Source organism: Chryseobacterium sp. GW821-FHT04C04, assembly GCF_059420365.1.
This window is the reverse complement of the sequence record NZ_JBWKTO010000001.1, coordinates 392843-409000: the sequence shown is the minus strand read 5'-3', so window position 1 is coordinate 409000 and position 16158 is coordinate 392843. Positions and strand designations below refer to the sequence as shown.

The window sequence follows — 16158 nt, the reverse complement described above, 5'->3', positions numbered from 1 at the left end:
AGAACAGGGCTTTTTGTTGATTTTAGTAACCAAATATTTCAGTTAAATTAAGTTTTTTTACCTCACCTAATTTCTTCATATCGGCCTCATTTACTTTGTCTTGAGAAGCAACAAGGCAGTAAGTGTAGTTTTTGTTTTTCATTTCCTTATCATGGAATGCATTGATGTCTGTAAAAGACAGTTTTGGTGCCTGTTCGTAGACATTCTTTCTCATATCGAAATTGTTTCCAAGCTTTTGGGATTTCAGATAAGAGAAGATAATTCCGTCCTGAGTAATTCTTTCAGAAGCAATTGATTTTTTCAATCCGCTTTTCGCTGTTTCGAATAACTGTTCAGATTTTGGAAGGGTAGTCAAAAGCTCATTCATTGCCGTTGTAGACTCATTAAATTTATCCGCCTGTGTCCCTACATAGGCCATAATCATATCTTTGTCTGTTTTCTTGCTAGGAAGAGCAAAGTAAGAATAGGTAGAGTAGGCCAGTGCTTTAGATTCTCTGATCGTCTGGAAAACGATAGATCCCATTCCGCCTCCGAAATAGTTGTTGAATAAATTTACGGTAGGAGTGATGGTAGCATTGTACTGATCAGAATTTCTTACCCAGAACACTTCTGCCTGTACCATGTCATAATGAGCGAATAATACTTTGTTTTTATCAGTCGGGATCTGAGCGAAGGTTTTAGACTTAGGAAGATCTTTCAGCGTTGCAGGAAGTTTGTGAATTGGTTTTAAAGATGCCACCACTTCGTTTCCTGATTTCGGACCGTAATACAGTACCCTATGTTTGAAATTAAACAGGTCATGAAGAACATTGATCAGATCTTCTGCTTTTAAGGCGTCAAGTTCAGCATCACTCAATACATTGTTAAACGGATTCTGTGCGCCATATTGTGCATAGCTTCTCAATCCGGCCATAATAGTGCCTTTATTCTGTTTTGCATTTGCTCTGGCTTTCTTCAATCTTGTTTTGTAAGCATCAAGAGCTGCCTGATCCGCCTGGCTGTTTTTAATCAAATCTTCAAATAAAGCGATTGTTTTATCGAAGTTTTCATTTAACCCTTCCAATGATACGTAAGTTTCTTCATTTCCTGCACTCACATTGAAGCTTGAAGCAAGTTTGTAGAATTCCTTACTGATCACTTCAGAAGATTTATCTTTAGTTCCTAAATATTGAAGGTATTCTGCTGCCAATGGAAGAACTTTGTTGTTCCATTTTCCTGAATCAAAATGATAATACATTCTGAAGAGTGCATTGTCGGTATTTTTTACAGAAAGTACATCTACGTCAGCTAATTTGTTTTTAGCAATGTCTTTATCGTAGTTTAACCATACCGGAGCGATAGGATTTTCAGGCATTTCATCAATCTTCTTAAGGAAAGGAGATTGATCTTCTCTGTTAACGGAAACCGGAGTAATGGTTGGTTTATCAACCTTTACGATGCTCTTGTCTTCTCCTTTTCTTTTATAAACTGCTACGTAATTGTTATTCTGAAGATATTTGGATACGAAATCCATGATATCTTTCTTTGTAAGTTTTGAAATTTCGTCAACATATTCCAACGATGCTTTGTGGTCAATATCCGAAGTAAATTCATCCATCAGGATGCTTGCTCTTGACGAATATTTTTCATCCTTCTGAATAATGCTTTTCTTTTCGTTGTTCACAATAGACTGAATCAGATCATCAGAAAAATCTCCTTTTCTTAACTTATCAATTTCCTGAAGAAGAAGATTTTTTACTTCATCCAGAGATTGTCCTTCAGTAGGCTTCCCTTGTAAAAGTAACACTGAATAATCTTTTAAAGCATAAGACCCGGCGTAAGCTCCCAGTAATTTTTGTTTTTTTACCAAATCAAGGTCAATTAATCCTGCCTGTCCGTTGGTAAGCATATTTCCAACAAGATTCAGCATTCTTGCATCCTTCGTTGAAGCTCCCGGAAATCTGAACCCAAGCATTACATTCTCAGGATTAGGTCCTACTACTTCTTTTATAACAGGAGCGGTAATTGCTTTTTCCTGTCCTACTTTATATTCAGGAATTGCTTTAGGTTTCATGTAAGAGAAAGCCTTGTCAATCTTTGCAATGACTTCATCCGGATTAAAATCTCCGGACATGATGATGCCCATATTGTTGGGAACATAATAGTTATTGAAATATTCTCTGATAGCATGCAGAGATGGATTTTTCAAGTGCTCAATCGTCCCGATGGTTGTTTGTTTTCCATAATTGTTGTTAGGGAAAAGGTTGGCAAACATGGTGTCGAAAACTTTATCTCCATCATCATCCAGAGATCTGTTTTTTTCTTCATATACAGCTTCAAGCTCCGTGTGGAACAATCTCAGAACCGGCTCTCTGAATCTTTCAGCCTGTACAGCAAGGAATTTGTCAAGAACATTGGAAGGTACATCTTCTGTATATACCGTTTGTTCAAATGACGTGAAAGCATTGGTTCCGTCAGCTCCCATACCCGCCATCATTTTGTCATATTCGTTAGCAATTGCATATTTGGCTGCTTCTCCGGAAACCCTGTCAATCTCTTTGTAGATCTCTTTTCTTTTGGCTTCGTCTTTCGTTTGGTTGTATTTCTCGTAAAGAGCGTCAATCTGGTCTAAAAGAGGTTTCTCTTTGGCCCAGTCTTTAGAACCAAACTGATTGGTCCCTTTGAAAAGCATGTGCTCCAGATAATGGGCAAGACCAGTGTGGTCTGCAGGGTCGGTTTTACTACCTGCTTTTGTTGCGATATAGGTTTGTATTCTCGGATCCTTATTTGTTGGACTCAAAATTACTGTTAACCCATTTTTTAAGGTGTAGTACCTTGCTGACGTTGGGTCGTTGGTTACGTATTTATACTTGTATCCATTAGAAGTCCCTTCCTTCCATTGAAAATCCTGGCCAAAAGCATACCCTGCAAAACTTGCGGCGGCAATACTTGTTGCAATAGTTAGTTTTTTTAACAGATTCATTGCTGTTGTGTTTTATTTTTGATGGTTAGTTTGTTAATTGAATGATTCCAATAAGTTTTTGATTCGTTTCATAGCTTCTCTCAAATCTTCCTCTGAAGCAGCGTAAGAGAATCTGATGCATTCCGGGCTTCCGAAAGAAAAACCTCCCACACATCCTACATGAGCATTTTCCAGAAGGAACATGGCAAAGTCGTCTGAATTTTTGATTTCAGTTCCGTTCAGCGTTTTTCCGATATAGTGCGAAATATCCGGGAAGAAATAAAATGCTGCTTTTGGAAGCAATACTTTAAACCCTGGAATTTCCTGGATCAGTTCATACACAAGATCTCTTCTCTTTTTGAAGGCATCAATCATGTATCTGTATTCGGAAGGATCTGTTTTCAATGCCGTGATGGATGCTCTCTGTGCCATAGTATTGGCCCCGCTGGTCATTTGTCCCTGTACTTTTTCACAAGCTTTTGCCAGCCATTCCGGACATGCAGAGTATCCTATTCTCCATCCTGTCATGGCAAATGCTTTTGACATTCCGTTGATTACGGCTGTCTGCTCATATACTTCAGGAAACTGGGCAATAGAGGTCGTTTTTGTTTCATAATTGATGTATTCGTAGATCTCATCAGAAATGATAGTCACCTGAGGGTATTTAGCAATAACTTTAGCAATAGACTTTAACTCGTCATAGGTATAATATCCTCCTGACGGGTTACATGGTGAACTGAAAAGGACTGCTTTGGTTTTTTCTGTAATAGCTTCTTCAAGCTGTTCTGCAGTTACTTTGAAATCTGTAACATAAGATGTAGGAAGCATCACAGAATTTCCTCCCATCATTTTTACCATTTCATCATAACTTACCCAGTAAGGGGCAGGAAGAAGAACTTCATCTCCATCATTGATAATGGATGCCAATACATTCAAAATAGCTTGTTTAGCACCATTGGAAACACAAATCTGGGTAGGTTTGTATTCCAGGTTATTATCTCTTTTTAATTTATATGCAATAGCCTCACGCAGTTCCAGAAATCCCGGAACAGGAGAGTAGTGGCTGTAGTTTTGGTTGATGGCATCGAAGGCTGCCTGTTTGATGTTGTCCGGAACGTCAAAATCCGGTTCGCCAAGAGTTAAGCTGATAACATCTATTCCGTTGGCTTTCATTTCTCTGGCTTTATTTGACATGACAAATGTCTGTGAGTATCCTAATCTTTTTACTCTATCTGAAAGTTTATCCATGAATTTTTTTGAATTTTAACAAATATATAATAAAAACGTGTTGCAGAGATAATAAAAGTGGGATTGCTTTAAAGATTTTTATCAGGTTTTTATCATTTTTTTTGGATGGGGATCATTCTGATTCTTTGATAGATATCAACAAGTTGATTTCTTTTTTAGTAAAATAATAATCAATAAAGAGATTAAACAGAAAATTGTATGGGAAATAAAAATTATTTGTGAAGCTCAGGGTTTTGTATCTTTAATCGATTTAAGAATTATCCTATGAAATATTCCGTTTTTTTATTGCTGATTTCCTGTACTGTTTTTTCTCAGGGACGTTCAAAAGATAAAGATGATGAAGTGAAGAAATATGTTTTGCAGGTCAATGAAGACTCATTAAGATCATACATCAGTACTCTGGTAAGTTTTGAGACTAGACATACTTTAAGCTCCATAGACGACCCCAAACGGGGAATAGGAGCCGCAAGAAACTGGGTTATTAAAAAATTCAATGATCATGCTAAAAATTCTGGTGGCAGAATGGAGGTATACCTTCAGCAGGAAGATCTTCAGCCGGATGGGAAAAGAATCGATAAAGTCTTTAATCTTGGGAATGCGGTTGCTTTTCTGAAAGGTACTGATCCTAATGATAAAAGAGTCTTCCTGATTGGCGGACATCTTGATTCTAGGGTAACAGATGTGATGAACAGAACTTCCGCAGCGCCTGGAGCCAATGATGACGGCAGTGGAGTAAGCGCTGTTATAGAATCCTCGCGGATATTGAGCAAATCTTCATTTCCAGCTTCCATCATTTTTGTGGCGTTTTCAGGGGAGGAGCAATCCTTGCTGGGATCGAAAGTCCTGGCCGAAAAAATAAAAAAAGAAAATTTACAGCTTGAAGCTGTCCTGAACAATGATATGATCGGAAATCCTAAAGCAGGAGAAACTGGGGAGATCAATACCCGTATACTTCGTGTATTCAGTGAAGGGCTGCCTTACAAAGATCTGGACAAAAAGGCGATGGCTATCAGGAATCTGGGTTTTGAAAATGATAGCGAATCCAGACAGTTAGCACGATATATTAAAGAGATTGCAGAACAATATGTCAAAAGACTTGAAGTGAAACTGATCTACAGGAATGACAGATTCTTGCGTGGAGGAGATCATACCAGTTTTGTCAATAATGGTTTTCCATCGGTAAGACTTACTGAATATTATGAAAACTATGATCATCAGCATCAGGACATCAGGATAGAGAACAATAAGCAATATGGTGATCTGCCGGAATTCATAGATTTTAAATATTTGAAAAAGAATGTCGCCGCTAATGTTGCCGTGCTGGCAAGTCTTGCAAAATCTACCTCAAAACCTGAGAAAGTAGAAATGGATGTTAAAGAATTGACCAATTCTACAACCCTTCATTGGGAAAACCCAAAATCGGGAACGCCAGCAGGGTATTATGTATTGGCAAGGGAAACAGACAGTCCGATATGGCAGAAAAAAATATTTACAACAGGACTTTCCATTAAAGTTCCGCTCTCAAAAGACAATTATATTTTTGCTGTACAAACAGTCAGCAAGTCCGGGAACCTTAACGTACCTGTAATTCCGGGTGTTGCAAAATAATATCCTTGTTGAAAACAGGTCTCAGGATTGGGTCAGAAAAAGTAGATTTGAATACAAGAGAAATAAAACTTATTTTTGTGGTTTATAATAATTCACATGTCTGCATCGTTACTATTAAAATATTTCCCGGATCTTACTGAAAAACAGGTAGAACAGTTTACACAATTGGAAAAACTGTATAATGAATGGAATGAAAAGATCAATGTAATTTCCAGAAAAGATATGGAATCGCTGTACGAAAAGCACATTCTGCACTCTTTGGGAATTGCAAAAGTGATGGAATTTGCACCAGGAACTAAAGTATTGGACATCGGAACCGGAGGCGGTTTCCCAGGAATTCCTCTGGCCATCTTGTTTCCTGAAACACAGTTTACCTTAATCGATTCTATCGGTAAGAAAATCAGTGTGGTACAGGCTGTATCAGAGGGAATAGGATTAACGAATGTTACGGCTATTCACGGGAGAGCAGAGAAACTGAAAGAAAAATTCCACTTTGTCGTGAGCAGAGCGGTAACCCAGATGCCTGAATTTTTAAGATGGCTGAAAGGGAAGTTTGAAAAAGAACAGTTTAACCCTAAGCATAACGGTGTTTTGTATTTGAAAGGCGGTGATCTTGCAGAAGAGCTAGCCGGACTTCGATGTGAAATCTTCGACCTTAAACACTATTTTGATGGAGAATTTTTTGATACTAAAAAAGTAGTTTATGTATCAAAAGGTAATTTTAGTTCCTGATTTTATATAATTGGGGAATAATTTTTGCTAAATATTTATTAATAATCAGAAAATTGAAGGTTATGAAAAAACTTTTAAACATTGGATTTTCGGTATTAGTGTTTGGCGGGATTCTGGTTTCGTGTAATGACGACGATTACCATACAGTTGAATCTATCGATAAGATCAAAATAGACAGTGTAAAAATCGTCAATGATACGATGGACGTTTTTGCGATTCAGAGCATAAAAACTTATTCCACTTATCCGTCTCACTGCGAAGGCTTTTACGGATACGATTATATTTACAACAATAATCTTGAAAGAACGGTTACTTCCTATAAATATATTACCAGCGGACCTTGTACGCAGGGGAATTATGTAGGGGCCAACCAGATCAATTTCAGCCCACAAAGAAAAGGAACCTATACTTTTAAATTCTGGAACGGCGGAAATAACTGGATTACGAAAACAATTGTGGTGGAATAATGAGATTGACTTTTGTATTGTGTTTGCTGGCTGCTCAGACTGTATTCGGACAGGTAATTACCTGGCAGGAAGGTAAAAAACTGACGTGGGATAATTTTAAAAGCCCGGTCAATAAGAAAAATAATCCTGATGTAGCAGCATATACCCACTGTGGCTGGGAGTATTCTGCCATAAAATCCTCTAATCCAAAATCACCGGTTACGATTACCATCAAAACAATATTTAACGAAGATAAATCCTGGAAAGATGTCAAAAGAATGGATGACTATATTCTACTGCATGAGCAGAAACATTTTGATATTGCAGAATTATTTGTGAGAAAATTCAGAAAGGTAGTCGCTGAAAAAATCAAGACATCAAGTGATTACAGCAAATATTTCAAAGCAGTTTATGATGAAATATCTGCGGGTTATAAAAACTTTCAGATGGCCTATGACAGAGATACCCGCCATGGAATAGATAAAGAAAAACAAGCAGAATATAATACTGCAATTTCTAAAGAATTAGACAACTTAAAAAGCTACCAAGCCCTTGAAATTCCTCAATAAGATCATTCACGAACTGCTGACGCAAAACACGGATCTTTCTGCGTTTAATATCATTCTGCCCGGAAAGCGCCCCATTGTATTTATCAGGCAGATTCTGGAGGAAAATAATTATTCAGGACTCCTGCCCAACTTTTTTACCATAGAGGAACTCATCAATACAATTGCTGATCAACAGGCAATTCAGGGAATTCCATTATGGCTTTTTTCATTTGATGTATACAGAAGTTTAAATCTTATTCCAAGAGATGATTTTTCGGACTTTCTGAAGTGGTTTCCTACCTTGCAGAAAGACTGGGATGATATTCTGAAATTTTCAGACAGTGATCTGGCGGTTCTGCAGTATATGTTTGATGAGGAAAGGATCAAGGAATGGGCTCAAAACCTGGGTGAGGAGGATGATGTCCCAAGGAAGAAGTTTCTTAATTTCTGGCAGAATATGAGCGTTTTTCTCCCTGTTCTAAAGGAGAGACTGCAGGAAAAAAACTGGGCTACCTCCGGAATGATTCATGAGGCAGCGAAAGCTAAGATTGTTGATTTTGCTAAAAATACCAAAGAACAGTTTGTTTTTTGCGGGTTCAATGCCTTTACTCCGGTAGAGGAAAAGCTGGTAAGAAGTCTTTTGCAGTGGAACAAAGCACAGTGCTTCTTTCAGGGAGACCGTTATTATTTTGATGATGAGAGGCAGGAAGCCGGAAAATTTCTGAGAAATCATAAAACATGGAAAGAATTTGATGATAACAGGGCTTTCCAATGGATCGAAGACGATTTTAATCAACCTAAAAAAATTAAGGTATACGAAGTTTCCGGGAATGTAACCCAGACCAAAGTGCTGCCTGAGATCTTTAAAGAGATCAATAATAAAACCTATTCCAATACCGCTGTCGTATTGCTGGATGAAAACCTTCTTCCTGCAAGTCTTGATGTGATGCATGGTGTTGATAATTTGAATATTACGATGGGATTCCCATTGAAGAACTTATCTTTTTCTAATGCTGTAAAACGTCTTTTCTATCTGCAGAAACAGCTGGAAAAAAATAAATCCTCTTACTATTACAGGGATGTTTTTCCAATCCTGGAGGAACTTCCAAAATCTATTGAAGATGAGCAGGTTATCAATGATTTTAGAATCAAAGTAGAAGAGAGGAATATTGTGTATATCTCCAAAAAGCTTTTATATGAGCTGCTCAGCGGGCTGTCTTACTTTGGGCTCCTTCAGAAAGCGGAAGGAACAAACGGGTATCTGGATATGCTTATCGACTTCTGCCAGAAGGTAAAATGGCTCGAAATAGATGATATTCAGTACGAGAATGTTTCTCACTTTGAAAATGCATTCAGAATCATCAAAAATCAGCTGACTCCCTACAATATCGAGATCAAAATGGAAACGCTGGAAATTCTGATCAACCAGCACATCAACTCTGAAAGTATAGATTTTCAGGGAGAACCGTTGAGAGGATTACAGATCATGGGACTGCTGGAAACCCGTCTCCTGAACTTTGAGAATGTCATTTTGCTTTCTGTGAACGAAGGGAAACTTCCATTGGGAAATTCTCAGAATACCTATATTCCATTTGATATCCGAAGGTTCTTTGATCTTCATACTTTCCTGGAAAACGACAGCATTTATGCCTATCACTTTTACAGATTGATTCAGGATGCACAGCATGTACATTTGCTGTACAATGCATTAAGTTCCGGGGTGAATACAGGAGAGAAAAGCCGTTTCATTACGCAGATCGAAATGGAAAGCTCACATGATATCGAACACGTGATTATTGAAAATTCTTCGGAGCCTATCGCCACCCAACCGATAGAAATTTCCAAGACACAGATTGTGCTGGACCGCCTTGAGAATTGGAAGAAAAAAGTATCTGCATCTCACCTTACAAGTTACCTCTATAATCCGATTGATTTTTATCTTTCCAAGATTTTGAATACCTCGGAAACAGATGAAATTGAAGAAGAATTGTCTGTGAAGAATTACGGAAATCTAGTCCATTATTCACTTCAAGAAGTATATGAGGTGTTAAAGGGTAAGGTTTTAAAAGAAAGCGATTTAATGAATTCAGTTAAAGCAATAGATCACTATATTGATATTGCCATTGAAAAGCTGAAACACCAGCCGGAATTTTATGAGAAAGGGATGAACTATATCCATAAAGCAATTGCTAAAAAAGTGATTGAAAATGTCCTTAATCATGATCTTGAACTGATAAAACAGGGTAATAAACTGGAGATTATTGACATCGAAAGAAAGTTTGAAAACATCGATTTTCCTCTTGATGGTAATGATAAAATTTCCTTCTTAGGATATATTGATAGAATTGATAAGCTGAACGGAACGTTGAGGATTATCGATTATAAAACAGCCAAGATCAAAAATCTCAGTGTGAAAATTGACGAGGATAATGTAGCTGAATATTTTCATAACAGCGATAGAAAACAGGCACTTCAGCTTTGTATTTATCACTATGTAGTACAACATCTTCCTGAGTTTTGGGGCTTCCCGATAGAAACAGGGATCTGGAGTTTTGCAGATGCTAAAAAAGGAATGGTTTCTCTGCAGTTCGACAAAGGAAACATTGATGATGCCATGAAATCTGTCAAAAACCTTATCCTAGAAATCCTGAATCCGGATGTTAATTTTGTGGAAACTATAAAAACGTATTAAATATTTTGTTTATGATGCTTTCAAACAAGTTGTGTTAGACAAAGAGATAATAAAAAAGGGGGTAAATCTTTTTTGGATTTAGGGTATTCAAAAAATAATTGAAAAGCTCATATTGATGTATCGAAAATTAAAACATATCCCCATCATCATTCTTTAGTAAAGGTTGTAAGAAGGAAATAAAACTTTTCGGAAAGGCTCTTATTTATTTATCTGAAAAAAAATATAGATTATTCACTAGTAGTTGAATTTTAGAGGATGATCTATGATTTTGTGTGTGTTTAGAGATAAATAATAAAATTAATTTGAGCCTTATAGAAAACCTAAAATTCTGGTAATACCAAGATATTTGCCCCATAAATACCAAGGCATATGGAAACAGCACTTTATCCTTTTTTTTACCTCACAGCCAGGGCAGCTGAGCCAGCAGAAGAATACAAAACAGATTATCAGTTGGTATTTATCATAGATGGAAAGACTACCTTAAATGCGGCAGGAGGGAGATGCAATTTTAAACAAGGTGATGTATTTCTTCTGAAAAACAAACCGTATATATCATATGTAACCGATGCTTTAACAAGAAGAGGTAAATCTGAGGCCATTAAGCTATCATTAACTCAAGATCTGCTCAAAGAATTCTTTCTATATTATAAATTGGAAATCAATTAATTACTTTTTGCTGTATTCTAATCAGAAAACTTTAGACAAGTTCTATTTTAAATGCCGTAAATGTATTTATTTGCTTGGCGGATTACCGCTGATAAAGCAGGTAACTTTTTGTGTATCTTTACTACTTATTAAAAACTTTTAAAGCACTGCCAATGAAAAAAATCCTGATATTTTTTGCTATCGCTTTCTCTCTTATTATCAAGTCTCAGCAAAAGAATGATTCTCTGAATATTGCCCTTCAGAATGTCACCAAAGACACCAAATTTGGTCTTGCACTTAGTGGAGGCGGAGCAAAGGGATTTGCCCATATTGGAATTTTAAAGATGATCGACTCATTGGGAATAAAGGTGGATTATATCACAGGAACCAGTATGGGGGGGATTCTGGGAGGCTTATATGCAATGGGATATAATGCTGACCAGCTGAAGCATACAATCTACAAAGTGGATTGGGGCAGGATTCTGAGCAATAAAATGCCTTACAATAAAGTCAATATCAGTGAGAAAGACGAATATGATAAATATATTCTGGAGTTTCCGGTAGTAAAAGGAATTCCGACTCTTCCAAGTTCTTATATTGAAGGACAGTACATGGGGGAAGTGCTTAATAATCTTACTTTTAATGCAAAACATATTAACGATTTCAGCAAATTAAGAATTCCTGTACAGCTCACGTCTTCTGATATTGTGAATGGAGGGCTTGTGATGCAGAAAGAGGGATCTTTGCCACTGGCTATCCGTGCTACATTGGCAATTCCAGCAGCTTTTGCACCGGTTTATATTGATGGGAAACTTTTGGTAGATGGAGGATTAGATCGTAATTATCCCGCGAATGAAGTCCGTGAAATGGGAGCAGACTTTGTGATCGGAGGCTATACCGGTTTCAGGCTTTTTACCAAAAAAGAGATTGAGAACCCGATGAAAATGATTTATCAGACTCATGCCATTCGTTCAGTGGAGGATTTCAAACATCAGAAAGAGCTGTCTAATATCCTGGTAGACTTTGTAGACCCATTAGGAGAGATTACCACGAAAGATTTTGCCAAATTCAGAAGGATTATTAAAATAGGGGAAGTGGAAGCCAGAAAGCATCTTCCTGAGTTTGTCGCTTTGGCAGAAGCCCAACGAAAGTTAGGCATCAGGTATGAGCACGAAATGATTGAAGAAGTAAAATTGCCTACAACGAAATTTACTTACAATGAAGAAGATGGAACTCCTATTACAGATCCGGCAGAGATTGAAGTGCTTAAAAGGCAAATGGGGCTTACAGAAGGGAAGTATTACGATGCTAAAACCATCAATGAAGCAATAGACAGAGTATTTGGAATGCGCCAGTACACAAAGGTGTATTATACGTATACCAATGAAAATGACGGACTCGTGATGAATGTTTTTGTAAAAAGAGCGAAAAAAGGAGCTTTTAAACTGGCTCTACACTATGATACGGAGCAGTCCGTAGGAATTATCATCAACTATACCTACAGGAATATCCTTTTGAACAGATCAAGATTTTTGGCAACGGTAGATATTTCAGAACGTTTCAAGGCTAAAGTTGCTTATCAGCAGTTCTTAGACAGCGGAGAACGTTTATGGCTGGATCTGGAGGCTAAAATGGTTAATCTTAAAAGTAATGACCTTAACTTCAGACTATATGATATAAATGAAGATGGCGGCGACCGTTTTCCTAACCATATGTACCGTAATATAACCGGTAAGATTGCCCTGAATTATAATATTACTCCAAATGCCTATCTGTCACTGGGAACGGAGTTCAGTACGGAAAGAATGTACAGTTTACTGGATAAAGTAGATCAGTCAAAAGTAGATAATTACAGTAAAAAACTATATAATCACAGCAATTTCAATACATTCCTTAAGTTTGAACAGAACAATCTCAATAAAAGATACTTTACAACAAGAGGGAATCATCTTCAGGTGAGTACAAGATTTTATTACGGCGACAGATATCAGCTTTACGATCTGGAAACAGTACAACCCTTTTTGTATGCAATACTTAATCCAAAAGACGCTTATTATTACGAACCTAATAACCTTATTTCTTTTACTTTGAATGAAAATTTTTATCATCCAATCACAAGAAGGCTGACCGTAAAAGCAAACGTATTTTTGGGAGCAAGTTTTGGATCAAAGAGGGAAGGTCAGGTTCCATATCTATTCCTGAATCAGAAATATAACCTGGGAGGCAGTGAATATAATTATGATTTGCTAAGCCCCGAATTCAATGGTCTTCGCCAGAAAGAGCTTCCTATGACTTCGGTTGCTAAGGCAGCAATATCCCTTCAGTACAGAATTATGAAAAAACTCTACCTTACGCCTTCTTTCAGTTATGGGAAAGTAAGTGAAGAGCTTTCACCTTTTAATAACAGTTTTGATATGTTTGGGTATGGAGTGAATCTTGGGTATGAATCTCTCATCGGGCCTATCAGTTTGAATGTTTCCAGAAACAGCCAGCTTGATTTTTCAAGGATTTATTTCAGTGTTGGATTTAAGTTTTAAGGAATAATTGATATCAATTGAAAAGCATTAAAAAAATCCTTTTATCTAAATAACTACTTTAGATAAAAGGATTACTACTAATGTTATCAATTAATTAATCTATTTTCTTGGGATTTCCGGTCTTGGCATTTTATAATAACTTCCGGACATACTTTTCAAAAATGAAACAATGGCATCCATTTCCTGTTCATTCAGATGTAAAGGCTGTATCAAATGGTCGGTAACAGGAAAATTAGGATCGGCTTTCTTTTCTTCGGGAGTAGGGTTTATCATCTGCATACCGCTATTGTAAAGGCTGACAATTCCATGCATATCATCCATTAGTCCGTTATGCATCCATGGAGCTGTATAGTCCAGATCTCTCAGAGAAGGGGTTTTAAACTTTCCTGTATCATCTGAGTTTTTAGTGATATGATACAGTCCAAGGTCTTCATACTCCCTTTTGTAATAGGTAAGTCCTATATTGTGAAAAGATTCGTCTGTCAGATATTTCCCATAATGACAGTTCATACATCTTGCCTTAGTCCGGAATAAATGCATGCCGTAGATTTCCTTATCACTCATAGCTTTGTAATCTCCTTTCATAAACTTGTCCAGTTTGCTTGGCTGGCTTCTTATTGTTCTTTGGAAAGTTGCTAACGCTCTGGCGATTTTACCAAATGTAATCTTGTCGCTCTGGTAGACTTCTTTAAAAAGCTGTCTGTATTCTTTCAATTTTGATAACTTTCCAGCGAGTTTTTCCGGTTTCATGTTCATCTCATTGTGCGCGGAAATAGGTCCTACAAGTTGTTCTTCCAGTGTTTTGGCTCTTCCGTCCCAAAAATAAGAAAGGCGGTCTGCAATATTAAAAAGAGACGGTGTATTTCTTTTTCCCTGTAAATGATCGGTTCCCAATGCGACTTCCTGACCGTCTCCCCAACCTAGCTCAGGATTGTGGCAGCTGCTGCAGGATACCTGGCTGGATGATGAGAGCTTTGGATCAAAAAACAGCTTTTTTCCCAGCATTACTTCAGGAATCTCCTGCGTGTCATAATAATTGGAATCCCATTCTATAGCCTCAAATTCCTTCCAGCTGACCCCTGCATCCACTGACGGTTTAGGCCAGTATTGTGAAGGTTTTTTATATTGTTCCACAGCTTCTCCATAATCTACCCTGTATTTTTTAAGGGTATGCTGCATACAGAATAGTGAAACACCTCCAAGAACTGCGACTAATTTAAGATCTGAAAATTTTATCATAATGTGTTTAAAAAATACTTCCTATACTGAGTGAAAATAGGGTGTTGCTAATACTTTTAAAATTGCTGTACATCATCTTACCCCCTATAAAAGCACTCTTGATAACAGTGAAACTGAAATGAAAATTAATATCAAGCTTTGCCTGCCAGAAATCTGAAGACTGAAAGGCAAAATTTTCCTGAAGCATCGTATTGATGGACGGCTTTCCGGAATTATTGAAAAGAGCATCCGTTTGATAGACATTGGTTGCAGAAAGTCCTACGATTACAGATAATACCTGTTGATGATTGAAAGTTTTCAGCCACTGATAATCTGCTCCATACATCATCTTGTTCAATTCCATTTTTGATGCCGGGCTGCTGTATTTTTCCTTTTCCTGAGCCCATCCAAAAAAAGGAGACAGAGATGAGGTGGCCTTTTCATTCCCCATTTGTACAAGTCCTTTAAAAACAAGACTATTAACCTTGTGATTATATTTTTCCACACTTCCTATCTGTATGTAGTTTCTTGAATTTTCATTCAGGAACAGGTTCTCAGTGCCTTTTCGTTCCGTACTGTTTCCTTCGGCAGAAACTCCCCAGATTATTTTTCCGGAATCAAAGAATTTTCCCGCTGAAAAGGTAAGCTGTCGTTCATCAATTTTGGAAGCGTTGAGATCTGCATATTCTGTCAATAGCTTATCAAGATTAAACTTTTTTAACCCCATATTCAGGTACCAGCTTCTGTTGTCTGCTTCAAAGATCTGTAAACCTCCTCCATAAGACCAGCCTTCATAATACGCCTGACGGAGTTTTCCGGAAAGCAGTTCATTGTAATTTCCCAGTCCGCTCATATTATAGATCATAGGATATCCCTGATTGCTCACAAAGCTCAGATAATGCTTCTGAGTATATTTTTCAGCATTCAGATAAGCTCCGATCCTGAACTTCTGAAACATCAGTTTATTAGCCCCTATGGCTAAAGAAAACTGGGCTGCCGTATTTTTAGGGCGTGGATCTACATCTCTGTAGTTTAACGTAGCCTGATAACTTCCGGTAATCCCCAGGGTGTAGGTATTCATCTTTTTGGAATATCCTCCTGAAAAGCTATAATTTTCAAACTTCATATCACCACCTACGCTGTCGGCGGCTACGTAAGGGTAGATACGCTCATAATCTGAATTTTCATTCCACACCACCTGCTTGTTTTTCCCCTGAGTATAAGAAGCATTGCCCCATACTGTTGTTGTATTATCGAGGTTCTGTAAGCTGCTTGCTTCCACACCCCAAAGATTTTTCCCTTTGCCTTTTTGCTGGATCTGATTGGGTGTTTTGCTGTTTTCAGTAAACACATTGAAAGTGGTAATACTGTATTTCCTCGCTCCCGCATGGCTGGCAGGATTGATGGTAATACTGTTTTTAATAAGCCTTTCGTAACTGTACTCTTCACGTACTTTTTCTATGATGGTGTCATTGATCTGAGCCTGGAGTTTTATACCTGAAAAGGAGATCAGCAGGATGGATATGGGAAGAAAATATTTCAT

At 37.5% G+C, this 16158-nt stretch carries 11 protein-coding genes; 7 read left to right on the top strand and 4 right to left on the bottom strand.

What is annotated here, in order from left to right; genetic code table 11:
* Positions 1-22: 22 nt before the first annotated feature.
* Both AC07UM_RS01845 and AC07UM_RS01840 read right to left on the bottom strand, forming a co-directional pair.
* Positions 23-2962: a M16 family metallopeptidase gene (locus tag AC07UM_RS01845; protein WP_494682745.1), complete on the bottom strand. Its 2940-nt coding sequence runs from the start codon at positions 2960-2962 to the stop codon at positions 23-25.
* Between the two features lie 33 nt (positions 2963-2995).
* Complete coding sequence (locus AC07UM_RS01840) at positions 2996-4189, bottom strand: pyridoxal phosphate-dependent aminotransferase (protein WP_494682746.1); 1194 nt, start codon at positions 4187-4189, stop codon at positions 2996-2998.
* Between the two features lie 264 nt (positions 4190-4453).
* On the opposite strand from AC07UM_RS01840, the gene AC07UM_RS01835 reads away from it, so the two are divergent.
* The 7 genes from AC07UM_RS01835 to AC07UM_RS01805 all read left to right on the top strand — a co-directional run bounded on the left by AC07UM_RS01835 (position 4454) and on the right by AC07UM_RS01805 (position 13397).
* Positions 4454-5797, top strand: a complete 1344-nt coding sequence (locus tag AC07UM_RS01835; protein WP_494682747.1) for a M28 family peptidase — start codon at positions 4454-4456, stop codon at positions 5795-5797.
* Positions 5798-5893: 96 nt separating this feature from the next.
* Entirely contained in the window at positions 5894-6529 is a 636-nt protein-coding gene (gene rsmG / locus AC07UM_RS01830) for a 16S rRNA (guanine(527)-N(7))-methyltransferase RsmG (RefSeq protein WP_494682748.1), read from the top strand.
* 62 nt (positions 6530-6591) lie between these two features.
* Positions 6592-6996, top strand: a complete 405-nt coding sequence (locus AC07UM_RS01825; protein ID WP_494682749.1) for a hypothetical protein — start codon at positions 6592-6594, stop codon at positions 6994-6996.
* Positions 6996-7544, top strand: a complete 549-nt coding sequence (locus AC07UM_RS01820) for a DUF922 domain-containing protein (RefSeq protein WP_494682750.1) — start codon at positions 6996-6998, stop codon at positions 7542-7544. Before AC07UM_RS01825 ends, AC07UM_RS01820 begins: the two co-directional genes overlap by 1 nt.
* On the top strand, positions 7528-10215 hold the full coding sequence (locus AC07UM_RS01815) for a PD-(D/E)XK nuclease family protein (RefSeq protein WP_494682751.1): 2688 nt from the start codon (positions 7528-7530) through the stop codon (positions 10213-10215). The genes AC07UM_RS01820 and AC07UM_RS01815 overlap by 17 nt, the downstream gene beginning before the upstream one ends.
* Before the next feature lie 369 nt (positions 10216-10584).
* The gene (locus AC07UM_RS01810; protein ID WP_494682752.1) at positions 10585-10881 is read left to right on the top strand and encodes a hypothetical protein; all 297 of its coding nucleotides are present in this window, start codon (positions 10585-10587) and stop codon (positions 10879-10881) included.
* 152 nt (positions 10882-11033) lie between these two features.
* Complete coding sequence (locus tag AC07UM_RS01805; protein ID WP_494682753.1) at positions 11034-13397, top strand: patatin-like phospholipase family protein; 2364 nt, start codon at positions 11034-11036, stop codon at positions 13395-13397.
* A 99-nt stretch (positions 13398-13496) separates the two neighbouring features.
* Here AC07UM_RS01805 and AC07UM_RS01800 read toward each other — a convergent pair whose 3' ends face one another.
* The gene (locus AC07UM_RS01800) at positions 13497-14636 is read right to left on the bottom strand and encodes a cytochrome-c peroxidase (protein ID WP_494682754.1); all 1140 of its coding nucleotides are present in this window, start codon (positions 14634-14636) and stop codon (positions 13497-13499) included.
* 7 nt (positions 14637-14643) lie between these two features.
* Positions 14644-16158 (bottom strand): DUF6850 family outer membrane beta-barrel protein, encoded by a 1515-nt coding sequence (locus tag AC07UM_RS01795; RefSeq protein ID WP_494682755.1) that lies wholly within the window; start codon positions 16156-16158, stop codon positions 14644-14646.

Excerpts from the sequence above, each read along its gene's own strand:
- AC07UM_RS01845 (WP_494682745.1), bottom strand. The coding sequence starts at position 2,962 with ATGAATCTGTTAAAAAAACTAACTATTGCAACAAGTATTGCCGCCGCA.
- AC07UM_RS01840 (WP_494682746.1), bottom strand. The coding sequence starts at position 4,189 with ATGGATAAACTTTCAGATAGAGTAAAAAGATTAGGATACTCACAGACA.
- AC07UM_RS01835 (WP_494682747.1), top strand. The coding sequence starts at position 4,454 with ATGAAATATTCCGTTTTTTTATTGCTGATTTCCTGTACTGTTTTTTCT.
- rsmG (WP_494682748.1), top strand. The coding sequence starts at position 5,894 with ATGTCTGCATCGTTACTATTAAAATATTTCCCGGATCTTACTGAAAAA.
- AC07UM_RS01825 (WP_494682749.1), top strand. The coding sequence starts at position 6,592 with ATGAAAAAACTTTTAAACATTGGATTTTCGGTATTAGTGTTTGGCGGG.
- AC07UM_RS01820 (WP_494682750.1), top strand. The coding sequence starts at position 6,996 with ATGAGATTGACTTTTGTATTGTGTTTGCTGGCTGCTCAGACTGTATTC.
- AC07UM_RS01810 (WP_494682752.1), top strand. The coding sequence starts at position 10,585 with ATGGAAACAGCACTTTATCCTTTTTTTTACCTCACAGCCAGGGCAGCT.
- AC07UM_RS01805 (WP_494682753.1), top strand. The coding sequence starts at position 11,034 with ATGAAAAAAATCCTGATATTTTTTGCTATCGCTTTCTCTCTTATTATC.
- AC07UM_RS01800 (WP_494682754.1), bottom strand. The coding sequence starts at position 14,636 with ATGATAAAATTTTCAGATCTTAAATTAGTCGCAGTTCTTGGAGGTGTT.
- AC07UM_RS01795 (WP_494682755.1), bottom strand. The coding sequence starts at position 16,158 with ATGAAATATTTTCTTCCCATATCCATCCTGCTGATCTCCTTTTCAGGT.